Origin of the sequence: Paraburkholderia sp. PREW-6R, assembly GCF_039621805.1 — a bacterium.
Lineage (GTDB): Bacteria > Pseudomonadota > Gammaproteobacteria > Burkholderiales > Burkholderiaceae > Paraburkholderia.
The window spans coordinates 970142-992889 of record NZ_CP155073.1; the positions used below are offsets into that span (position 1 = coordinate 970142).

Annotated in this window: 20 protein-coding genes; 9 read left to right on the plus strand and 11 right to left on the minus strand. The window is 64.5% G+C overall.

What is annotated here, in order from left to right:
• Positions 1–133: 133 nt before the first annotated feature.
• A complete protein-coding gene (locus AAGS40_RS04220; RefSeq protein WP_345813403.1) occupies positions 134–895 on the minus strand; it encodes a glycosyltransferase family 2 protein in 762 nt (253 codons plus the stop codon).
• A 222-nt stretch (positions 896–1117) separates the two neighbouring features.
• Here AAGS40_RS04220 and msbA point away from each other — a divergent pair, with 222 nt between their 5' ends.
• Positions 1118–2911, plus strand: a complete 1794-nt coding sequence (gene msbA, locus AAGS40_RS04225) for a lipid A export permease/ATP-binding protein MsbA (RefSeq protein WP_345813405.1) — start codon at positions 1118–1120, stop codon at positions 2909–2911.
• Between the two features lie 254 nt (positions 2912–3165).
• Here the strand turns inward: msbA and AAGS40_RS04230 are convergent, their stop codons facing one another.
• Positions 3166–4125: a glycosyltransferase gene (locus AAGS40_RS04230; protein ID WP_345814251.1), complete on the minus strand. Its 960-nt coding sequence runs from the start codon at positions 4123–4125 to the stop codon at positions 3166–3168.
• 267 nt (positions 4126–4392) lie between these two features.
• On the opposite strand from AAGS40_RS04230, the gene AAGS40_RS04235 reads away from it, so the two are divergent.
• A complete protein-coding gene (locus AAGS40_RS04235) occupies positions 4393–5472 on the plus strand; it encodes a glycosyltransferase (RefSeq protein WP_345813406.1) in 1080 nt (359 codons plus the stop codon).
• Here the strand turns inward: AAGS40_RS04235 and AAGS40_RS04240 are convergent.
• Positions 5462–5620: a hypothetical protein gene (locus tag AAGS40_RS04240; protein WP_345813407.1), complete on the minus strand. Its 159-nt coding sequence runs from the start codon at positions 5618–5620 to the stop codon at positions 5462–5464. The genes AAGS40_RS04235 and AAGS40_RS04240 overlap by 11 nt on opposite strands.
• Positions 5617–6912 carry an O-antigen ligase family protein gene (locus AAGS40_RS04245; protein ID WP_345813408.1) on the minus strand — a complete coding sequence of 432 codons (1296 nt, stop codon included), beginning with the start codon at positions 6910–6912 and terminating at the stop codon, positions 5617–5619. Before AAGS40_RS04245 ends, AAGS40_RS04240 begins: the two co-directional genes overlap by 4 nt.
• Before the next feature lie 322 nt (positions 6913–7234).
• Here AAGS40_RS04245 and AAGS40_RS04250 point away from each other — a divergent pair, with 322 nt between their 5' ends.
• Positions 7235–8080 (plus strand): glycosyltransferase family A protein, encoded by an 846-nt coding sequence (locus tag AAGS40_RS04250; RefSeq protein WP_345813410.1) that lies wholly within the window; start codon positions 7235–7237, stop codon positions 8078–8080.
• A 100-nt stretch (positions 8081–8180) separates the two neighbouring features.
• Here AAGS40_RS04250 and AAGS40_RS04255 read toward each other — a convergent pair whose 3' ends face one another.
• On the minus strand, positions 8181–8498 hold the full coding sequence (locus tag AAGS40_RS04255; protein ID WP_345813411.1) for a hypothetical protein: 318 nt from the start codon (positions 8496–8498) through the stop codon (positions 8181–8183).
• Between the two features lie 249 nt (positions 8499–8747).
• Here AAGS40_RS04255 and AAGS40_RS04260 point away from each other — a divergent pair, with 249 nt between their 5' ends.
• From AAGS40_RS04260 to AAGS40_RS04275, 4 genes are all read left to right on the plus strand, one after another.
• A complete protein-coding gene (locus AAGS40_RS04260; protein WP_345813413.1) occupies positions 8748–9713 on the plus strand; it encodes a recombination-associated protein RdgC in 966 nt (321 codons plus the stop codon).
• 194 nt (positions 9714–9907) lie between these two features.
• The gene (locus AAGS40_RS04265) at positions 9908–11371 is read left to right on the plus strand and encodes a DUF308 domain-containing protein (protein ID WP_345813414.1); all 1464 of its coding nucleotides are present in this window, start codon (positions 9908–9910) and stop codon (positions 11369–11371) included.
• Positions 11372–11643: 272 nt separating this feature from the next.
• Positions 11644–12639 carry a transglutaminase family protein gene (locus tag AAGS40_RS04270; RefSeq protein ID WP_345813416.1) on the plus strand — a complete coding sequence of 332 codons (996 nt, stop codon included), beginning with the start codon at positions 11644–11646 and terminating at the stop codon, positions 12637–12639.
• A gap of 113 nt (positions 12640–12752) precedes the next feature.
• Positions 12753–13082: a hypothetical protein gene (locus AAGS40_RS04275; protein ID WP_345813417.1), complete on the plus strand. Its 330-nt coding sequence runs from the start codon at positions 12753–12755 to the stop codon at positions 13080–13082.
• Positions 13083–13115: 33 nt separating this feature from the next.
• Here AAGS40_RS04275 and AAGS40_RS04280 read toward each other — a convergent pair whose 3' ends face one another.
• The 6 genes from AAGS40_RS04280 to AAGS40_RS04305 all read right to left on the minus strand — a co-directional run bounded on the left by AAGS40_RS04280 (position 13116) and on the right by AAGS40_RS04305 (position 21088).
• Positions 13116–14072, minus strand: coding sequence for a spore coat U domain-containing protein (locus AAGS40_RS04280; RefSeq protein WP_345813419.1), 957 nt, complete (start codon positions 14070–14072; stop codon positions 13116–13118).
• Positions 14069–16567 carry a fimbria/pilus outer membrane usher protein gene (locus tag AAGS40_RS04285; RefSeq protein ID WP_345813421.1) on the minus strand — a complete coding sequence of 833 codons (2499 nt, stop codon included), beginning with the start codon at positions 16565–16567 and terminating at the stop codon, positions 14069–14071. The genes AAGS40_RS04280 and AAGS40_RS04285 overlap by 4 nt, the downstream gene beginning before the upstream one ends.
• Positions 16568–16748: 181 nt before the next feature.
• A complete protein-coding gene (locus AAGS40_RS04290) occupies positions 16749–17483 on the minus strand; it encodes a molecular chaperone (RefSeq protein ID WP_345813422.1) in 735 nt (244 codons plus the stop codon).
• Positions 17484–17491: 8 nt separating this feature from the next.
• On the minus strand, positions 17492–17974 hold the full coding sequence (locus AAGS40_RS04295) for a spore coat U domain-containing protein (RefSeq protein ID WP_345814252.1): 483 nt from the start codon (positions 17972–17974) through the stop codon (positions 17492–17494).
• 823 nt (positions 17975–18797) lie between these two features.
• A complete protein-coding gene (locus AAGS40_RS04300; RefSeq protein WP_345813423.1) occupies positions 18798–19283 on the minus strand; it encodes a VOC family protein in 486 nt (161 codons plus the stop codon).
• A gap of 140 nt (positions 19284–19423) precedes the next feature.
• Complete coding sequence (locus AAGS40_RS04305; RefSeq protein ID WP_345813424.1) at positions 19424–21088, minus strand: SH3 domain-containing protein; 1665 nt, start codon at positions 21086–21088, stop codon at positions 19424–19426.
• A 367-nt stretch (positions 21089–21455) separates the two neighbouring features.
• On the opposite strand from AAGS40_RS04305, the gene AAGS40_RS04310 reads away from it, so the two are divergent.
• Entirely contained in the window at positions 21456–21878 is a 423-nt protein-coding gene (locus tag AAGS40_RS04310) for a TOBE domain-containing protein (protein WP_345813425.1), read from the plus strand.
• 255 nt (positions 21879–22133) lie between these two features.
• Positions 22134–22631 carry a GAF domain-containing protein gene (locus AAGS40_RS04315; protein WP_345813426.1) on the plus strand — a complete coding sequence of 166 codons (498 nt, stop codon included), beginning with the start codon at positions 22134–22136 and terminating at the stop codon, positions 22629–22631.
• The last annotated feature ends 117 nt before the right edge of the window (positions 22632–22748 follow it).

A 22748-nucleotide genomic window follows, 5' to 3' on the forward strand; every position in this document is an offset into this window, starting at 1 on the left:
GACGCATTGCCAGTCCGGCGGCCCGGCCGCCCGTCGGTCGTCGCTGTGTGGGTCGCTTTGCCTGTTCTCGTCGCGACCAATTTCTAAAGCTCTGGCCGCGCGGCCTTCCACCAACTCCGGCAACCCGCTGCTTTTAACGCCGCGCCTCTTTACCCAGTTGCATTAGCTTAAGAAACCGGTAATACACGGTCTCCGCATTGAACACCGCAATCATGAAGCCCGCGCGACCGTCCAGAAAGCCGCGCCGCAGCACATACGTGCGCACGAACGCCCACGCGCCGCGCGCGAGCGCCCGGCCAAAACTGCCGCGCTTGCCTGCGGCGTGACGCTGCTGCGCGCCGGCCGTCGAGTAAGCATCGAGCTTGCGCAGCACGGCTTCGAAGTCCTCATACGAGTAATGCATCAGCTTGCCGGTCAGGCGCTGCGCCGGGACGTCGAACACGAGGCGTTCGTGTACGAGATCGTCGGAGAAACGGGCGGCACCCCGCCTGAACAGGCGCGGGATCCAGTCGGGATACCAGCCGCTGTGATGAATCCAGTGACCGCAGAAACTCGATAGACGGTCTACCGCATAAACGTCCGCGGAGGGCGCTGCGATTGCCGCGCGGATCGACGATGCCAGTTCCGGCGACACGATTTCGTCGGCGTCGATCGACAGGATCCAGCTTGTCGAGAGCGCGTTCACCGCGCGGTTCTTTTGCGGGCCGAAGCCGGGCCAGTCGGTCTCTTCGATCACGCGCGCGCCGTGAGCGCGGGCGATCCCGGCGGTGCCATCGGTGCTGCCGCCGTCGATCACGACGATCTGGTCGGCGAAGGCCACGGCCTGCAGGCATTCGGCCAGCCGCGCCGCCGCGTTTCGGGTAATGATGGCGACGCCGAGGGTGGTTTCTTGCATACCTGAGTTGCGCGGAGAAAGGCGGTTGGACGGAACGGGTCGCGCAAGTATACACAGCGGGTCAGGGCACACGTCGCGTCAGGCTCCCCCGTTTGACGCAGTCGGGCTACTGCTCGCAGTCGGCCGCCGTCGCCGACCGTTTACAATGCTGTTTCTCGATACTCCGCACGACGGGCATTCCGTCCAACGAGCGGACGCCGTTCTGCATTCCCAGAGGATTCCTTGAGCGCGAAGCCAACGTTAAGCAAACCCATCGGTACAGGCGAGGCGTCGTCGCCATCCGTCGTTTTCCGGCGCTTGTGGCCGTATATCAAGCCGTTGCTCTGGGTGATCGTCGGCGCGGTGATCGCCATGGCAGTGAGCGCCGGCACCGACGCGGCCATTCCCGCGCTGCTCAAGCCCCTGCTGGACAAAGGTTTCGGCGCCCACGCGAGCGACAAGGCCGCATGGTTCGTGCCGATGGCGGTGATCGGCCTCGCACTGGTTCGCGGCGTGTCGCAGTATGCGTCCGGCTATCTGCTCGCGTATGTGTCGAACCGGATCCTGCTCGAACTGCGTCTGACAATGTTCAACCGCATGATTCACACGAGCGTCGCGTTCTTCCAGCGCGAAACCGCGAGTACGGTGATCAATGCGATCGTCTTCGAGGTCAACCAGATCCTGAACGTGCTGCTGAGCGTCATGGTCACGCTGGTGCGCGATTCGCTGACGGTCATCTTCCTGCTCGGCTACCTGTTCTATCTGAACTGGCGTCTCACGCTGATCGTCGCCGTACTGCTGCCGGGGATCGGCTGGCTGGTCGGCAAGATCAACCGGCGTTTGCGCCGCCTGAACCGCGAGCATCAGCTGCTGACCAACGAACTGTCGTATATCGTCGAAGAAACCGTGGGCGGCTACAAGGTCGTCAAGGTGCATAACGGCGAGCAATACGAGATCGACCGCTTCACGTCGATGAGCAAGCGCCTGCGCGGCTACGCCATGCGCATGACCGTTTCCGGCGGCCTCGCACAACCATTGACGCAGTTCCTCGCGTCGATCGCGCTCGCGGTCGTGATTACAATCGCGGTGGTGCAGTCGTCGTCGGATCAGACTACGGTCGGCGGCTTCGTTGCATTCGTCACGTCCATGCTGCTGATCATCTCGCCGTTGAAGCACCTGATGGACGTGAACCAGCCGCTGCAACGCGGCATGACGGCATGTGAGCTGATCTTCGGCCTGATCGACGAGCCGTCCGAGCCCGAAGGCGGCGGCAAGACACTCGATCGCGCGCGCGGCGAAGTGGAGTTTCGTGACGTGACCTTCACGTATGGCAGCAACGCGACGCACAAGCGCCACACGCTCGACCAGGTGTCGTTCAAAGTGGCGCCGGGTGAAATGGTGGCGCTGGCGGGCCCGTCCGGCGGCGGCAAAACCACGCTCGTGAACCTGCTGCCGCGCTTTTTCGACCCCACGGCCGGCACCATTCTCGTCGACGGTGTCGCATTGCCGGAATACGACCTGCATGCGCTGCGCAGTCAGGTGGCGATGGTGAGCCAGGACGTGGTGCTATTTAATGACACCGTGGCGAACAACGTCGCGTACGGACAGGCCGCGGATGCGCACAAGGTCGAGGCGGCGCTGCGCGCGGCCAACTTGTGGGATACGGTCGAGGCCATGCCGAACGGTATCGACACGCTCGTCGGCGATAACGGCATGATGCTCTCGGGTGGGCAGCGGCAGCGTCTCGCGATTGCACGCGCCATCTACAAGGATGCTCCGATCCTGATTCTCGACGAGGCAACCTCCGCACTCGATTCCGAATCCGAGCGCCACGTGCAGGCCGCGCTGGAGACGCTGATGAAGGGTCGCACGACGCTCGTCATCGCGCACCGCCTGTCGACGATCGAACGCGCGGATCGCATTCTGGTGATGGACGCAGGGCGCATTGTCGAGCGGGGCAGCCATCGCGAATTGCTGGGACAGAACGGGTTGTACGCGCATCTGCACCGGATCCAGTTTCAGCAGAACGCGGCGTAGCCTCGCTGTACCTTGTAAGTCGTGCCGGGGCAGCGCCGCGGCACGACTTACGGCCCGACCGGAGCGCTGTGCAGGCGCTGTTGCGTCGGCGTTTATCGCACCATGTCGTCTGGCCCTGCCATATGTCCAGATGCCGGGCGCTGGGCGCTAACGCCGGCCACTTTCCTCAGCCGGCGTTTTCAACCAGCGTTTTCAGTCAGCGTATTTAGCCTGCGTTTTCAGCCAGCGTCTTCCGCCAGCCTCTTTGGCCACCGTCACCGCCCGTTCTTCCGCACGATCCGTTTGAGCCAGATGCCCGGCGCGTAGACCGCTGGACAGCTCGCATACAGAAACATGCGCAAACGCAGTCCGAGCTTCACGTCACGACTGCCGACGAGCAGCCGAGCGCGTTCGCCCCATCCGCGAGCATCGAACATCGCGTGAATGAACTGCTCGCGCGCCAGTTTGGGCGCCATCGCCTCGCGCATGCGCTCACCGATGCCGGCTATCTCCGCGTCGCGTTGCAATTGCGCAAGCTCGGCCAGCCCATAGCGATTACTCTGGCGCATCCGCGCGATCAGTTCCTCGACCGAGTTGTAGCGGCGCTTGCGCGACAGTCCGCCGCGCCGGTAGCGCACGAGTGGCTCGTGCAGGCTGACCGCGCCGCCCGACAGGATCGCGCGCAGCACCATGATCTGATCCTCGGCGGCGGCGCCGGGCAGCATCGGGCCGAAGCGCTCGAACAGACGCCGCGACCACGTGTGCGCCGCGCCGACGAGCCACGGGCGGCGCGCGTGCCAGTCGTCGAAACTTCGGTAGTCGTCGAGCCTCGTTGGACTCATGTGTTCGTGCACGTTGCCCGCTTCGTCCATGTCGGCGAGATCGGTCGCGATCAGGTCCGGCCGCCGGCCGTGCTGCAGCCAGCACTCCACCACCCGCGCGCAGCGTTGGGGCGCGGACATGTCGTCGCCCGCGGCCACGAACAGCAGTTCGCCTTGCGCCATCTGCGCAAGCTGCGACAGATGGGCGCTAATGCCCTGATTCGTCGAGTTGCGGCGCACGCTCACGCGGTGCGGGCCGTGATAGCCGGCGATCGCGGCTTGCATGGCGGCGAACGTGCCGTCGCTGGAGGCGTCGTCGGAAATGATGATTTCGAGCGGCTGGTAGGTCTGCGCGAGTGCGCTGCGGATCGCGTCGGCAATCTGCCTGTCCTGGTTGTACGCGATCAGCAGCATCGAGACCAGCGGGCGCGCGGCATCCGGCGCGGCGCTGCCGCCGTCGGAAGTGGCGCGGGCGGGGCGAGCGGGTGAGGGGGTCGGTGTCGGGCTGTCGGTCATGAAAAACGTGATGAATGCGGTTCGTGCGATTTTAATGGGTGGTGGCCAGCCGACGTCACGTTGGCGATGCTGCTGCCGCGCGAGGGCATCCTTTACAATTGCCGCTCCTCCGATCAATCCGCACGCGCGCGTTCGCCGCGCGCGTGCCTTTGCCGAGACCGATCCTTGTCCGACCCGCTCCGCCGCCCGCTGACCGACCTCGCGCTGACCGCCCAGGCGCTGAAAAACAGCGGCGGCGCCGAACGCTACACGCGCGACGTGATTGCCGGTCTGCATCGGATGGGTTTGCGCCCGACGCTTTTTGCGCGCGAAATCGATCGTGCGCTGCCTGAAGCGGAATGGATCGACGCGCAGCCGCTCAACGTGAGCTGGGCGCCGCGCAAGTTGCGCAATCTCGCCTTCGACTGGCGGCTGAAGCAGCGGCTCAAACGGCACCGCCCCGCGTGCGTGTTTTCGATCAACCACTCCACGCATGCGGACGTCGCGTTGTGCGGCGGTACGCATCCCGGCTCGCTCGAAGCCGCGGGGCGTGCGCCGCGTCGCAGCGACGAATGGCAGATCGAACTGGAGCGGCGCGTCTATCGCGACGCGCGTTCGATCGTCGCGCATTCGCAATTGATGAGCCGCGAATTGCAGCGCTTTTATCGCGTACCGGCTGAACGCATCGACGTGCTGTATCCGCCCGTGGACACCGCCCGTTTCCGGCCGTTAAGCGATGCAGCGCGCGCCGAGGTGCGACGTCAGTTCGATTTGCCCGACGATCGCGTGATCTTCGTATTCTCTTCGACGAGCCATGAGCGCAAAGGCTATCCGTTGCTGGAAGCGTTTTTTGCGCAGACGTCGCTGCCGGTATGCCTCGTGGTCGTCGGGCGGCCAGTGCCGAAAACCAGTGAGACGATCCGCTATGCCGGCTACAGCAAGGAGATTGAAAAGCTCTTTGGGGCGGCTGATTTCACGGTCGTCGCGTCGGCTTATGAACCGTTTGGACTGGTTGGCGTGGAGTCGGTGATGTGCGGCACACCGCTCGTGATCGCCGATAACGTCGGCTCGGCGGAGACCGTCACCGGCGCGGCCAAGATCGAATTTTCGCGGCACTCGCCGGGCAGTTTCGAGCGGGCCGTCCACGCGGCGGTGGAGCGTGCGCAAAGTGGTCACGCACGCATTGCGCGGCCGCTCGACAGCCTCGTGTACGACCCGAGCGTCGACGCGCATGTCGCCGCGCTGTACCGGCTATTTACGCGCTGAGCGCGACGGCCAGGGTCTGGTGCATGCGGGCCGCGACCAGATTGCGCAAAGCGGATGGCGGCGCGGCGCGTGTGGTTCGCCATTGCGCGTGCGCAACGGCGAGCGAATTCAAGCAGACCTGGACCAGCGTCCAGCCGACCGGCGTCAAGCCTCGACGCGAGGCGTCTGCGGCGTTGCTTGCGCCACACCGGCGCGCGCCGCCGCGAGTTCACGTTTTCTCGCGTCGATAACGGCCAGAAAGGCGGCAACCAGCAGCGAAAGCAGTACGGTGACCATGATCGGCACGAGAACGTCGATCGTGAGGCCGAAAATAACGGTGCTCGTGGCAACGGCCAGCCCGGCGTGCGACGCCGCGCGGATCGCCGGATCGGACGACAGCCGGTAGCGCCAGAAATACACCGAGATCCCGAAATAGAACAGCAGCAGGCAGCCCACGCCGATCGCGCCCATTTCGGCGAGTGTGGAGAAAAAGTCGCTGTGCGCGCGCTCGTTGACGATCTCCGGCTTCACTTCGCCGCGTTTGGCCATCAGGCCCAGTTCGTCGACGAGACGTCCCTTGCCGATCCCGAATATCGGATGATGTTCGAAGATCTGACCCGACGCGTTCCATAGTTGCAGACGCAAGCCGACGGACGTGTATTCCTCGCCCTGATGCATCATCGAGAAGTCCGTGGTTACTTCGGTGATGCGCTTCTGCACGCGCTCGGTGGACAGCAGCGCCCCGGCCACCACGGCAATGGCGAGCGTGGCGACCAGTAGCCGCTTACGGTGCACGAACCAGTGGTATTGCATCCCGAGCAGCACGACGAACACCGGCACCGCGAGCCAGCCTCCGCGCGTGCCGGACAGATAGGATGTGTAGCCGCCCGCCACCAGCGCCAGCAGGCGTACGGCGAGCACGCGCCAGTCGCGCGGTTTGTCCCAGCCGAGCGTAAACACAGACAGAAAGGCGAGCAGCAGTGCGGTGTCGCCGAATGGAATGGCATTCGTGTACGAGTTGCTCAGGCGGCTCGCGTCGGTCCAGCCGCCCGGGGGCTGATCGGTCATTGCCCAGATGCCGACGGCCAGCGCGCCCGCCGCGCAGCCCCAGCCGACCATCCGCAGATGACGGGAAGGCAGCTGGCGTAACAGTAGAAACACCGGCAACGCGAGTACGAAGCGCGACAGCGCATCGAACTGGCGCGGCATCCAGTAGCCGAACAGCAATTGCTGGACACCGATCGTCACGACGAAAGCGAGCATTCCGGCGGTGAACCAGCGGTACGTGCGCAGACCTGAAAAGTAGCCGGGCGTGCGCCGGTTGACGACAGCGGCGCCGAGAGCCAGCGCAAGCATTGCGAAGAAGCAGTAGCCGGTGCCGCCACGCCAGACGAGATTGACCGCGGGCGCGAGAAACAGCAGGACTGTGCTGAGCCAGACCAGACTGGGAGCAAAAATCATAAGGCAGCTATTTATATGAACACTACCGTTCCGGGTAAGGGGCGGGCCGGACCATGGGTGCGTGTTTTGAGACGGCAGGGCGAACCGGATTATAACCGTGCCCCACCTTGCAGATTGCTTGCTACAGCACGTTGTAAGGGTCGGAAGAGCGGTTTTTGAGACCACGTCTGCATGGGCGATGGCATTCGCGTCGACTGGGACGGCACGGCGCGTTCGTGCCCCCTGTGTCGTCGCAGACGGGCGCGGCGGTACAATCCCCGGCAAACTCATGGCCGGCGCGCGGCCGCTGGTGCGTCCGCGTCAGGCTCAACGGACTGAATCGATGTTCTCAATCATCATCCCGACCTGGAACAATCTGCCTTATCTGCGTCTCGTGATCGAGAGCTTGCGGCGTCATTCGCGGCATGCGCACCAGATCATCGTGCACGTCAACGACGGCTCGGACGGCACACTGGCTTGGGTGCGCGACGAAGGTATCGAGCACACCGCATCGCCTGGCAACATCGGCATCTGCCATGCGGTGAATATCGCGGCGGCGCGCGCCACGCAGAACTACATCGTCTACATGAACGACGACATGTACTGCTGCCCCGGCTGGGACGACGCGCTCGCCCGACGCCTCGCGAACATGCCGTCGGACAACCTGTTCATGTTGTCCGGCACGATGATCGAACCGGTCGACTCGGGCAATCCGTGCGTGGTGGTGCACAACTTTGGGCGCGACGTCGAGACCTTCCGCGCCGACGAACTGGTGGCCGCCGCGCCTGGCCTCGTGCGTGCCGACTGGCGCGGCGCGACGTGGCCGCCCACGCTCGTGCACCGCGACTGGTGGCACAAGGTCGGCGGCTACAGCAGCGAACTGAGCCCCGGCATGAGCAGCGACAACGACTTCTCGATGAAGCTGTGGGACGCCGGCTGCCGCGTGTTCCTCGGCGTCGGCGACAGCCTCGTCTATCACTTCCAGCAGAAGAGCACCGGCAAGGTGGTGAAAAACGATGGCCGGCGCCAGTTTCTCAACAAATGGGGGATGACACAGGCGACGTTCGACCGTTATTACCTGCGTCGCGGCACGGCGGTGACCGGCGGTGCCGCGGTGAGCGATCCGCCACGGACCGGCCGCTTGCAGCGCGCATTGCTCAAGTCCCGTATCAAGCGCGCTTTTAGCTGACGCGAGGGGCCGGTCGTTCGATGCGGCTGCATGGTTCTGCGACCGCATGAACCAACGGCACAACGGCACAACGCGCGCGGCCGCCCGCCGTGCCAGACGGCTACACGCCGCCCGTCACGAGCGGCAGGACTGTCAGATCGGGATCCGTGCCGTCCACGATGCTGCGGCCGGTGTGGATGCCTTCGTGAAGCGCTTCTTCCCCGCTGGCAAAGCTTTCCTCGCCGTCCGCGTGAAATGGCACGGCATGGCCGGGAATCTGCGGATCGGCACCGGGATGGCAGACATAACCCACGTAGGTGTAGCGCGGGCTCGCGGATTCTGGCGCCAACGCGCCCGGCGGCCTGTTCGCAAACGCCGCCACATGAATTTCGAAGCCCTCGTATTCCACCATCTGCCAGGGTACGGTTTCATCGGCCATGACCGCCTCCGTCTTGGTCTGCGCGCATCTCAAAAGTCTAGGTGATTTCCACCCGAACCGCGCCGCGCAACAGCGCCGTCAGTACCGGCTAATCGGCTCCTTGCTGACCTCGTTTTCTTGCGGCGCCTCGTGACTGGCGCGTGACGTCGTGAGCAGCAGGCAGAAAATGTAAGCGGGTGGTTCGGCGCGTCGCGCGATGCCGGCGCTCGGATAGAATGTCGCGCTTTGCCCGCTCAGGACCCTCGCCCCATGTGGTTCAAGAATCTCCAGCTTCACCGTCTTCCCGCTCCGTGGTCCGTCACTGCCGACCAGATGCAGAAGTGGCTGGCGCCGCACGCGTTCGCGCCCGGCAACAGCGTCGAAATGCAAAGCCAGGGATGGGCCGCGCCCCGCGATAACGCACCCGACTCGCTCGTGTATGCGCTCAATGGCCAACTGTTGCTGATGTTCCGCGCGGAGAAAAAACTGCTGCCGGCGTCGGTCGTCACGCAGTTCACGAAAGCGCGTGCCGCCGACCTCGAGGAACAGCAGGGCTTCAAACCCGGCCGCAAGCAGATGCGCGAACTCAAGGAGCAGGTCACCAACGAACTGTTGCCGCGTGCGTTCAGCATTCGCCGCGACACCCGCGTGTGGATCGATTGCAGGAATGGCTGGCTCGTGATCGACGCAGCGTCGCAGGCGGTCGCCGACGAAGTGCGTGGCCTGCTCGTGAAATCGATCGATCAGTTGCCGCTCGGCACGGTGCAGGTCACGCAGTCGCCGGTGGCCGCCATGACGCAGTGGCTGCTCTCCGGCGAGGGGCCCGCAGGTTTCACGCTCGACCAGGACACCGAGTTGCGCTCGCCCGCCGAGGGCAACGCGACTGTGCGCTACGTCGGACATACGCTGGATACCGAAGACATGCGTCGCCACATCGAAGCGGGCAAGCAGTGCATGCGGCTCGCGATGACGTGGAACGACCGCGTGTCGTTCGTGCTGACGCCTTCGCTGACGATCAAGCGCATCGCGCCGCTCGACGTGCTGAAGGAAGCGGGTGACCCCACCGCGCAGAACGACGACGAAAGCTTCGACTCCGATTTCACGCTGATGACGGCTGAGCTCGAGCGCATGCTGGGCGATCTGCTCGACGCGCTGGGCGGCGAGAAGGGCAGCGGCCAACACAACGAACCGGCTCGCGCGCAAGATAAAGCGACGCCGCAGGCCGTCGTCGCCTGAGCGCCTGTATTCAGGCAATCGCGCGGTCACGCAGCCACCCGGCCACGCAGCACCGGAAGAAACGCAGTGACCGTTCGTGCGCCATGCGCGACGCTCGTGGACGAACCATCCCGTCGCACGCTTAAATCGGCGCGGACGAATGTGTATAAGATTGCGAACAGAACGGCGCATGCGTCGCGCCCGGAGGACTCGCAATGGTTCGTCTGGTCATGATCCTGCTGGGGGTCGATTATCTGCGCACGCGCTGGCGCTCGTTGCAACTGATCGGTTGGGCGAGCGTGCTGCTCGGCCTCGTGGTCTTTGGCGACGCGCTCGACGGCGCACTCTATTTTCCGATAACGCCCTTTGCGATCCTGCTGTTGCTGGAAGGACTCGCGACGCTTGCCGTCGCATGGACCGGCATGGGCGGCCAGCGCACGCTGCGCTACGCGAAGGGGCTCGCGTTCAGCGTCTCGGCGGCGCTGATTCTGGTGGGACACAGTCACGGCAACTTCATTCTCTCGATGATCTTCGGCACGCTGTTTTTTGCCGATGGTCTGCTGCAGATCGTGTCGGCCCGGGTGGTCCGCTATCGCACCTGGCGGCTCGCGACGGTGGGCGGCGCAGTCGAGATCGCGCTGGCGGTTTTCTTCTACCAGCCGTACCCCACGCACTATGTCGGCACCGTGCCGTATTGCCTCGGTCTCGGGCTCATCTTCGGCGGCTGGAATCTGATTCTGCTCAGCACACGCGTGAAGCGGCTGGCGTCGAATCCAGGCATGTCGTCGGACCACGAAGCGGCGACGGCCGGCGCGGCTGCAAGCGCGACAGGAAACGCGACAGGAAACGCGGCGGCCAGCGCTGCCGCCAGCACGGCGCGCGGACGGCTGCAGCCGGTGGAATGGGACGGCCCGCCCGCCGCCGACGAAGCCGCTTTGACCGTCCATGTGTGGACGCCGGTCGGCTCGGCGAAGGGCGAGGCGCGACGGCAACTGATCGTCGATCGCTATATTGCAGCCGTGGACCGCAATGGCGTGATTTCGACCGGACACGCCGCGCTCGAATCGCCGGAAGGGATTTATATCAGCCTGTACCCCGGCGTCGAAATCGACCGCTCGCCGGACGACTTCACGCGACTGCTGCGCGCCACGCGCGAGAACGACGTGCCTGGCGTTTTCCAGCCCGACTATCAGACCGAATCGAAAGCGTGGTGCCCGTCGACGGTTCAGGTCCGCATCCGCAATTACGATCCGGCGCGGCTCCAGCGTTTCTGGGAAACCTACCGGCAGAACACCACCTATAACCTGACGCACCGCAACTGTTCGAGCACGGTGTCGCGCGCGCTGGAAGCGGCAATCGAGGGCGCGTCGGCACGCGTGTGGGGAAACCTGGGCGGATGGCGGCCATTTTTGCGCGTGATCTCGACGCCAGAATTGTGGGTCGCCGCGCAGTTGCGCAAACGCGCCGCGACGATGGCATGGACACCCGGCCTCACGCTCGACTATGCCCGCGCGCTCAGCATGCTCGCCGATCCGCGACCGTCGGGGTGGGTAAAAATGGCGCGCCTCGCGTGGCGCCGGATGGCTCGCTCGCGGCAGCAGTGGCGTGAGGAAGCGCGCACTGCGCCGGCCGCCCCGCAAGCGGCACGCGATGCGGCAGGAAGCCCGTTGCATGAATGAGCGCGCCGGCACGCGCCGTGCCGTGCCCAACTCCGGCTCCGCTGAAAAATCAGCCGCGCGCTCAATGAGTTGGGGATTTTGCAGGATAGTTATACACAGATTTGCGAACAGAATCTGTTGATAACTTTGGCGGGTGTATCCTGAACCTCGCCGCGTTTCGTGCCGCGTTGGATCGCATCGCGAGAAGGCACTTTCGCCTGCCACGGCAGCCGCAAACTTCCAGCCGGATGTGTCGAACATGACGAGCCCGGTTGCATCCATCGAACGGACACATGACTGAGCCGCAACGATTCACGGTCCGCCACGTCAGCGTGTACCGCTATTCGGAGCCCGTGAGCTTTGGCGAACACCGGATGATGTTATTTCCGCGCGCAAGCCACGATCTTCGCCTCGTGACCAACCGCCTCGTGATCACGCCGACCCCCACGCGTCTGCACTGGCTGCACGACGTATTCGACAACTCCGTGGCGATCGCCACATTCGCCGGCGAAGCGAGCGAATTGCGGTTTGACAGCGAGGTCACGCTCGAACATTTCGAAGCTCCGATGCCGGACTATGCGCTGGAACCGTACGCGGTCAACTGGCCGTTCAGCTACACGAACGAGGAGGCGTGCGATCTCGTGAACGCGCGCAGCCGCCGCCATCCGGACCCGGAAGTGGACGAATGGGCGCGTCGGTTCGTGCCGATTCCGGGCGTCGTCCGAAGCAGCGAAAAGAAGGCTGGCAACGCAGGTGACAAAGCGGCGGACAAGCGAGCCCGCAAAGCGGAAGACCAACCCGACGATCAACCCGACGACAAACCGGCCGACAGGCAGGGCGACAGCAGCACGATGGCGCTGCTGCGCGCGATGACGCTCGAAATAAAGAGTACGTTCAGCTACGTGCGCCGCACGGAAAAAGGCGTGAACCGTCCCGGCGACACATTGCGCAGCCGGAGCGGCAGTTGCCGTGACTTTGCGGTGCTGATGATGGACGCGGTGCGCTCGCTCGGTCTCGCCGCGCGCTTCGTGAGCGGTTATCTGTTCGTGCCGGAGCACGACGCGACGCAAGGTGGCGGCGCCACGCACGCGTGGCTACAGATCTATTTGCCGGGCGCGGGCTGGGTCGATTTCGATCCGACCAACAGCATTGTCGGCAACCGTCATCTGATTCGCGTGGCGGTGGCATGGAATTACGACCAGGCGTTGCCGCTGTGGGGCACGTGGCATGGCGCGCCGCACTCGTTTCGCGGCTTGCAGGTCGACGTGAGCGTGACCGAGGGCAAGTGAATGGACGTGCGGCGGTACGCGTGAGCCTCAAGTTTTCGGCGCATCATGCCGACAAACCATGCATCTTCGATCTGCGCGTCCGTTGAATGTCGCGCACCGTCTCAGGAACGCCCATGTTGTTGCGCCGCATCGCCGCCAGTCTGATTGCAGTCTTCTTCGTCGCCGCGCCGCCTGCGTTGCAGGCCGCGCCGACCGAACTCGCGTCGATCGCCGTCAGCCTGGTCGTGCAGGAAAGTTGTATGGTCCAGTCCGCGGATGCTGTCATCAGCGTGGCGAATCAGCCCGTCGTGTCGTGCCTGCACGGTGCGCCGTTCCAGATCAGCCAGGGCGGCTTCGATCCTGCCGCGCCCACTCCGGAACCGGCGCGCGCCGGCACAACGCAGCCGGTTGCATTCGTCGCCTCGCGCGACGCTCAGCAGACCGTCTGGATGGTCAACTTCTAGCGTGTCGCGCGTGCGTCCGGCTGCGTGCACGGATCAAAAACTGATGGTGGCGGTAATCGTGTCGCTATAACTGCCGGGCATCGGCGTACTCTGCGCCGGCACGCGGCCATACACCGTGATCGATACGGCGTTGCCGCTGCCGACGCCGGTCGGCATGCTCGTGCCGGCAGTGCCGTCGCCCCACGCAGTTGTGTGGCCGGAGTCAGTGTAAAGCTGGTAATTGACCGTGCCGCCGCCGCCCGAGCGCTGCAGCTGCCGCGCGGCGACATTGCCGCTCGACCCGCCGTTCAGCGCAATGCGAAATGCGTCGCCGTTGGTGCAGCGCGCGGTGACCGTACCGGTCGCATTCAACGCCGAACTCAACACGCCCGTGGACGTAAACGCCACGTTCGTCGCGCTGATCAGGCAGTTGTTCACCACGTTCGCGCTTGCAGTGAAAGCGAAGCTGCCGCCGCTCGTCGTCAGCGCGGCGCAGCCGGGCGAGAGCAGCAGGAAATAGCCGTAGTTCAGCGACGTCTGGCTCAAGGTCTGCGAGTAGATCGTGCTGGCGTTGCCTGTTGTTGGCACGCCCGGCTGGCTGGCCGCAATCTGCCCGTAAAAGTTCACCGATGCCGACGCCGTGGTGCCCGTCGCCGGTTTGTCGAGTACCAGCGAAATCGGCGTCGTGCCGAGCGCGGTCGACCCCCACGCGAGCGAATGCGCGGCATCCTGGTAAAGGTCGTACTGCATCTGGTTCGCGCCGCTCGCCAGATAACGCGGCGACGTGCCGCCCATGTTCAGGCAGACCTGTACGCTGGGCGTCAGCGTGGTCAAAGGCCATGAGCACTGAACCGTGATGCTGCCAGTGGCGGCGACCGCACTCAGGCTGATCGGACTGACATCGCCGAAATTCAGTGCCGACGGGCTTGCCGTGCAAGTCTGCGCGCTCGCGTCGCGAGGCAGCGCGCCCAATAGCAGGCACAGCGCGAGAAGGAGAAATAGCCGCTTCATCGCGCCGCCTGTGCAGGCTTGGCCGCCGGGGGTGCGGGCGCCGCGGGTCGCGCCGCTTTCCCATCCGTGCACGTCAGTGGGCCGATGGTCGGCAGCGAGCCGTTGGCGGGCCGCTCGTAGGTGAACGCCACGCTGCAATGGGTCGCGCCGTAATCGACTTCCAGATGGTTGTCGCGCTGCAGGTTTTCGATGAAGGTCAAGCCGTCGTAGCCGACGATCGTCTCGCCGCCGCTTTCCACGTGACGCACACGCGAGCCGGGCGGCAGCAGCGTGCCGTCCGGCTCGCGCAGGATCACCGACGCGGCGCTGTAGCGCGTCATCCGAAAGCTCGCCATCACACCCGCGTGCGACTTCGGCACGAGGTCCATTGCCGTCGTCGCGATGCGCGCGTCCGCAGGCAGTTTCATGCTGTCGATCGACACCTGGTTGTGCTGGTACGCATTCAGGTCCGGAATCAGCAGATGGCCGCCGCCGTCCGTCGTGCCGATCACGCGGTTCTCGTGCAGCACCGGCACGCCGGCGACGCCGTCGGTCGAGACCAGCGCGAAGCCGTCGTCGATCCGGCGCGACGGCAGCACGGTGTTGTCCATCAGCACCCATGCGCCCGTCGCGTCGAGCGACGCGCCCGCGTGGCGGTCGATATCCTGCACCTGCGCCGTCACTTCGCCGTATTTGCCGAGGTATTGCGCCTGCGCCTGCCGGTACGGCACCGAGCCCGCCCCGCCGGCCTGCACGCCCCAGCCCCAGCCGCCGGCGTAGTCGGGCGGACGCTGGGCGTTCACGTTGTAGGTGGACTGGCCGTTCTGGCGGCCCACGCTCGCATTGATCGCGGTGTTGTTGCCAAGGCCGAAGCTCGCGGTGACGAAGACGCCTTGCGCATCGTGTTGCAGGAAGTCTTTGTACGTGCTGAACGTCAGCGAGGCCAGATTGCCGAAATTCAGCGTGTACGACAACGAACCGATGCGTGACGCCGGAACGCCGGGGAACCGGTAGCCGATATAACTGAGCGACAAGGTCTGGCGGCTGAAAAAGGGCAGCGCAAGCGTCACGCGGTCGGTGGCGGTGGGCACCGGCGTGCCGTCGCGCGCGGCCAGATCGCCGTAATTGCCGTAGGCGCGCAGCGTTTGCGCATCGATCGAGAAATGTGGTTCGATCAGTTGATAACCGATGCCGGCCTGCGTGCCCGTCAGCTTGCCCGCGCTCGCGGACAGCGAGCCGTTCACGACACCAGCCATGCCCATACGCACCAGCGCGCCCCCGCCCGCGTTGACGAGGCCGCCGGTCGCCTCCGCGTGGCCTTCGAGCGTCAGCGAATCGGTGACGCCGCGGCGCGCGGTCGCGCTCACGGCCGGCCGCGGATCGTAGGAGAACGAATCGATGCCATAGGCGCGCCGCAGGAAACCGGCTTCCAGCGAATAGCTCGACAGGCCCGCGGCCAGCATCCGCGTATCGACATAAAGCGGCAGCGACGCGGAAATCGTGCGGCCGAGCGCGTCGTGCGTGATGACCGTCGCTTCGCCCGCCCCGGTAATGCCCGGCACGTTGTTCACGATGAATGGCCCGCTCGGCACGTTGCCGGTGAACTGGCGCACGTTGTTCACGTACAGGTCCACCGCCGACGGCACCACGGCCGTGCCCGACAGCGCCTGCACCGGAAACGTGACGAGGTCGGGGCGCAGCGCGAAGTTGCTGCGCCACTGGAAACCCCCGATGCGGATCGAGCGGCTCCAGTCGAGCGACGACGAGATCGTGTCGCCGAATTGTGTCGTCGTGAGCGTGGCCGGATTCGACATGCTCCACGACGTGTCGTAGCGGATATAGCGGTGCAGGTCGCGATACAGGTACGCAATGCCGGTGTTGCTCAGCACGCCGGTCGGGTCGAAGTAGCGCTCCTCGCTCCAGAACGCGAACTGCGCGTTCGTGTCGGTTTGCGCGAATGCGTCGTAGTTGATCAGAAAGCCGCGCGAGGCCGTGGCGTTCGGCGTTTTCGTCAGCTCCCGGGTGTCGAACGTGTACGGTTTGCGAATCGCGTCGGGCACCAGCAGATCGATGCTTTGCCGGGCGGGATCGTACTGGTAGCGCAGGCCGGGAATCTGCGCGAGTTCGAGCTGCGCGGTGTCGGCGGCATGAAGCTTTTCCGTGTCGATGCCGATGTCGTTCAGGTCTTTCGCGTTCGCGCTGAGCCTGCCGTCGACGTCGCGAAAGTGTGCGATCAGCGAAGTGCGTTGGCCATTGAGCATGACTTCCAGATACAGGTCACGGCCCGTGACGGAGGCCGATGTGCGTTGAAGTGCGGCGCGCGCGGCGACGCTCGCGCCTCCACCGAGATCGACGCCGCGCTGTTGTGCCGCCGTGGCATCCACTGGCCAGCCGGCGGCTGCCGCAGGGGTGCCCGCGGTCGCACGGTCCGGCGCCGCGAGCGTGTCCACGCCGCTGTCCGCGAAGCGCATCGGCGTCTGGGCGTGCGCCCGCTCCACGCCGAACAGGCCCAACATTGCCGCGAGCGCGATGGCACGCGGCGGCCATCCATGCCGTTTTCGCCGTCCTGTCATTCTCATTGATTGCGTGGCGATGCATCGTGTCGATTCCCTGCGGCCGTGCCGGATTCATGCGTTGCCGGACGCGCTTCGCTGCGCCGTTGTATCGCCGCAGCATGGCCGCCTGCCGCCTCGAGGGTCAGTCCACATCGACGGCGGACTCGGCGGGCAGCGAATTCACCGACGCGCGCACCTTCAGCGGACCGCCTTGCGCGACGTTGTCCGGCAGCGTGACTGTCCAGTGACGTCCGCGGCCGGCGAGTGCATACCCGAGCAGCCCCTTGTTGATCGGGTAGGCGTTGCCTGCGGCGTCGATCAGTTGCACGGCCGCGATCTGCGCGCGTTTTCTGCCCGAGTTGTCGACGCGCAGCATCCAGCTTTGCGCGCCGCGCGACAGATGCCATGCGAGCTTCGGCTGGCCGATGTCGACGGCAGGCTCGACAAATACCGGCACTGAATAGCGCAACCGGATCGTCACGCCGCTGGATGGCGCGGTGTCGGGTTCGGGCAACTCGTCGATCAGCACGCGATAGCTCTGCTCGACGCCGGACGGCGCGGGCGCGGTGCGCACGAGCCGCACGAGCTGGTCGCCACGCCCGGCGATCTGGATGAGCGGCGGACTGGCCACGACGTCCTGAGTCGGCGAAAGCGCGTCGTCACCGTTAGCCTGGTCCCAGCGGAACACGCGGACCTGGCCGAACAGCGGCTTCTCGCCGGGATTCTTCAGCGTGATGCCGGTGGCGTTCGCGTCCGCCGACATATCGACCATCACCGGCGAGATCTGCAGCGTTGCGGCGTGGGCGCGAGCGGCTAGGAGTCCGCACGCGAAAAGCATGGCGGCCGCGCGCCGCACGGTTTTGCCGGCCCGGCGCATGGCGCTTGTCAAAAGTAGACCGTGGCGGTGACGGTGGTCTGGTAGGTGTCGGGCCGGGGCGTGGTCTGCGCGGGCACCTGGCCGTACACGACGATCGACTGCGCCGAGCCGCTGCCCGTGCCGCTGACCGTGTTGGTGCCCTGTGTGTTGCCCCACGTCACGGTATGGCCGGCGTCCTGATACAGATTGAAGCCGACCGTGGTCGCCGTGTTGCCGGTGGCGGTGCCGGCCATCAGGCGGTTGGTGACCGTCGAGCCGGTGACGGTGCCCGCGTCGAGCCCGACGTTATACGGTGTGGTGTTCGTGCAGGTGACCGCCACGGTGGTCTGCTGGTTGATGGCGTTCGCGAGCACGCCGTTGCTGCCGAAATTGAGCGGATTCGCGCTGATCGAGCAGTTGGCAGCCAGAGTGAGCGTGACGGTGAAGGTGGCCGTAGCGGTGCCGTTCGAATAAGTGGCAGCGCCCGCGAGTTGCAGCGGCAAGCCGAACATCAAGGCGAGGACGACGCTGGACGACAGTACTTTTCTTTTCATCATAAACCTCTCAGGCCGACGCAATTCCGGGCTGCCGGATGCGTTCATTATGTGAATTGAATATTGTGCGTTCGAATGGAAATGGCGAGGTCAATTGAAGTAAATCAAATACCTATTAGTGTGTTATGTAATTGACATCAAATCCAATCGGTGAAATGAGTCTACACATTCTTTCTTTCTCCTACAAATAATTACGGTGGATCCGGTTATGTTCGAAAGTACCTTGCGCAGGGCGACGAGCGCGGTCTAAAGCGCTGGTTACGCAAATATTGCTTTACCTTGAATTGATGAGAATAGGGGCGGCCTGGATTTATTTCCGAAACTAATGGAAAGAGAACGCAGCCTGATGATCTGCGAGGAATAAATATGCAAAAAGAATAATAGTCGATGCGGAGAGCACGCAACGAATCTGTCGGAGCGATCGGTTCCGAAATTGACTAAGCCGATAAAAGAGAAACGCGGCTGATCTCGGCAAATGTTCTTAATGCCAATGGTTGCAGCCGCGATTCCCGATGGCTTCATTATGGCGCCGCGTCTGCGCCCAATGCCTATGCATCGCTTCCCGCGCGTCGCTCGCCGCGAAACGCCCATTCAAGCGCGGCGATATCCAGCTTGACCATGCTCATCATGGCCTTCACTGCGCGGCTTCTTCCGTATGGCCCGCATGGCGATCGAACTAGAGGCACAGTGCGATCTCCGGCTTATGAAGTCCCTCGTGGCCGGAGAGCGCCGAAAAAAGCGCAGCCAGAAAGCGCTAGCACCAGACGCGCGGATCACCGCATTACTGCTCGCCGCACTGCGTGTTCTGCATGTTCTGCATCGCCTGCTGCATGTCTTCCGCACTGACTTCGCGCTTGTGCGTGGCAAGCGACCAGCAATGCCCGAACGGGTCCGTCAACTGGCCGTAGCGGTCGCCCCAGAACATGTCGGTGACCGGCATGCGCACGGTGGCGCCGGCGTCGACCGCCTGCTTGAAGCGCGCGTCCACGTCTTCGACATAGTGGTGGATGAAGACGGGCGTGCCCTTGAGCGTGATGGGACCGAGGCTATGATGCTCGGGCCATTCGTCGGTCAGCATCAGCATCGAGTCGCCGATCTTCAGACACGCGTGCATGACCTTGCCGCCCGGCCCCGGCAAACGGATCTGCTCGACTGCATTAAACGCATTTTTATAGAACTCGATGGCTTCGGCGGCGTTTGCACAAATCAGATACGGCGTGAGCGAATGCATGCCTTCCGGAATCGGTTTGACAGCAGGACTGGACATGAGGGCGTCTCCCGTGTGATGAACGTTCGTGAGCTGAAAAGCCGGCTCGCGTGAGCCGGGTCTTCCACATTAGTGAGCCGGGTCTTCCACATTACGACGAACACGCGGTCGCCGGATCGACACCGCGGGAAAAATATTTTTTAGCCGGCCGGATTCTCGTCGTCCTGCGGCGCTGGAGTCGCCGGAGTCGCGGTTGACCCCGGTGCGGACGCAGGCACAGGCGTCGCGGCACGGGTCGGTGCGCCGAGTATGCTGAGCTGGAAAATGCGTGTGCCGGCGAGCGATTGCAGCGTCGCGTCTTCCGGGATGTGCTCGAAGAGCGGCAGGATCACCGAGCCGCCGATCACGGCGCGGCGGCTGTCGTCGGCCGGGCGCAGGCCCCACACATCCTGATAGACGACCGGCAGGGCCACGCCGTTGCGCATGGTATTGCCGATGTAGAGCATCACATGGCCGCCGATGTAGATCAGCGTGCGCATGGGCTCGCCATGCTGCGCGAGATAGTCGAGCCGTTGCGCGGGACTCGACGACGACAGGTCGATCATGCGCCCGGCGCTCATCTGCGTGGACGAATGGCGCGGCAGCCAGACGCCGAACACCGCGAAAATGCTCTGCAGTTCGGACGAGCAGTCGTTATACAGGCCGCTGTTACCCCAGCCGTATGGGCGGCCGATCAGCGTTTTCATCAGCATCGCGAGATGGCGCGGCGTGGCTGCGAGCGGGGCCGGCGCGATCTGCGTCGGGCTGAGTTCGGCGCTGCGCATGAGCGCGTCGCCGTCGGCGCCGCGAGCGGGCACGAGCACGGTGATTCGCCCGGCCGGCCCCGTTCCCGCGCTGCCGCCCACGAGCGGCAATAGCGTGCCGGCCGGCGCGTCGAAGCGGAATACGCCTCGGCTATCCGTCACCGGCGCCAGGGCCACTGTTACCGCGCCGAGCGATCGGGCCGTCGCGGCGCGCCAGGTGTCGACGAAACGCGCGTCGGTCATCGCCAAGCCTTCGCTGCGCACCCAGCCTTGCACGTCGGGCGTCTGCACGTAGCGCCATGCGCCATCGGCGCTGCTGCCGAGCACATACAGCGGCGTGCCGGGGCGCGTCGCGGAGATTTGCAGGTTGTCGAATGGATAGCCCTCACCGGCCAGACGACGGTCATAGAAAGAAGGGTCGGTGGTCGGCAACTCGCGCACCATCAGGCTCGTCGTCGCAATTGCGCGCTGCTGCGGCCGGTACGTGGCGTCCCGCGTGAACTGGTCGACGCTCATGTTGCGCGCGATGGCGTCGATCCAGGCCTTGTCGTGCGGACGAAAGTTCTCGCCGTAACCCAGCTCATCGCCGCTTTTGCCGGTGTTGTCGTACCTGGCGAGACGCCGCTGCTGCAACCCGGCAATGTCGACCCCTTGCTGACAATAAACCTGGCCCGCCACAAAGGCCGCATTCCACGGCGACGGCGCGCCGCTGCCGGTGCCAAAATAACGCGCATAGAGCGCGCGAAACTGGGCACGCTGGTCGTCGGCGCTGAGGAACGGCTTGTCGTAGTCGGCGCTGTCGGGGTCGAGCCAGTGATCGACGTTCTGATCGTAGTTGGCGATCGGGAACAGCGTGACCGTATCGGCGGCCGCATGGGTGTCGCGAGGCGGGCCGGGATTGCTGCACGCACACAGCGCAACAGCGGCGAGCGCGGCGGCGGCCGTTGCACACACGCGGCGTAGGAGCCGCCGGACGGCGCTCAGGCGGGACGGACAGATCTGGCGGGTCGCGGGGATCAGCTGGATCGGGCGGATCAGGCGGACAGGAACGGCAACGGGCATGAAGTACGCGGCAGGAAAGTTCGAGGAAACACGGGTCCGGAGCACCACGGCAAAGAGCAGAACGGCAAAGAGCAGAACGGCAAAGAGCAAAGCGACTAAAAGCAAAGCGGCACGGAGCAAAACGTCACAGGCCAGAATGCGAGCTACGCTGGTACGGCTTTCGCGAATTGTGCCGCATTGTTGCGCGGGCGCTGTGTGATGCGGCCTCCCATCATAATGTTGATGTGGTTTCATTCGGGCCGAAGTGTCATTCCCGGCGGCGTCATACTGTCCGTATTCCGACGGGGCGCGCATGGCGCGCCTCGGCAATTGTCCAAACGCATCGCCTCGACGTCCTGCCACGGGGCAGGCATAACAGGAGAGCATCATGCAAACCAGCGCACGCAATCACTTTGCCGGCGAAATAATCGACGTCGAACATGGCGCCGTCAACGACGAAGTCACGCTGCGCACGCAGAACGGGCTGGAAATCGTCGCGATCGTCACGCACGGCAGCGCCACCTCACTCGGCCTTGCGGCGGGCAAGAAAGCGTTCGCGCTCGTCAAGGCGTCGTCGGTAATCGTGATGGTCGACGTGACGGCGAACCAGGTGTCGGCGCGCAATTGCATCGCGGGCACGGTTTCGAGCATCACGAAAGGCGCGGTGAATGCCGAAGTAACGATCAGCGCAAACGGCGCGCAGATCACGGCGATCATCACCCACGAAAGCGTGGAGCGCCTCGGGCTCACAGACGGTCACGCGGCAACGGCGATCTTCAAGGCGTCGAGCGTGATCATCGGCGTGGAATGACAGGGCAGTTCCGATGTATTGGGCCGCTGACGCGTAGTACTGGCCGCGGAATCCACGGGAAAAAGAGCAGCCTGTGCAAGGTGCGTGGCTTGACCCGGTCTGCTTCGGGCAGCATGGGTCTCATCGCACAAGTAAGCCGCCATGCATGAAGGCGCGATGACCCGACAAGCATGACCGGCGCCATGAACGAAACGGTCGCTTGCTTTACACTGCTTGCCTCACTGTTCTCTTTCCGCTTTTATCACGGACGCCGTCATGTTCGAAGTCTCCTCCAACGCTCATCTCTCCAAAGCCGCGCAGTACGAAGAACTGGTCGCGCAGGCGCGCTCGCTGCTCGCCGGTGAGGTCGACTGGATCGCCAATGCGGCGAATTTTTCGTCATTCGTGTTTCATTCGCTCAGCGATCTGAACTGGGCCGGGTTCTATTTCCATGACGGCAAGGAACTGGTCGTCGGACCGTTTCAGGGCAAGCCTGCCTGCGTGCGAATTCCGCTTGGCAAAGGCGTATGCGGCACGGCCGCGCAGACGCGTCGGACGCAGGTCGTGCGTGACGTGCACGAATTTCCGGGCCACATCGCGTGCGATTCGGCGTCGCAGTCGGAAATCGTGGTGCCGCTCGTTTCCCCGGATGGCACGCTGATCGGCGTGTGGGACGTGGATAGCCCGGTGGTCGGGCGCTTCGACGAAGAGGACGCGAAGGGCATGGAAGCGCTGTGCGCGGTGTTCATCGAGGCAGCGCTGCCCCACGCGTGACGCCGCGCCTATCGCGCGCGCCGCGCGCAACGCGCGGCAGCTTGCGTTGACTCAAGCCGCTATTTCAGCGATCCCCCGCATTGCCCCCACCTGCACGTTCGATAGCCACGACTGACA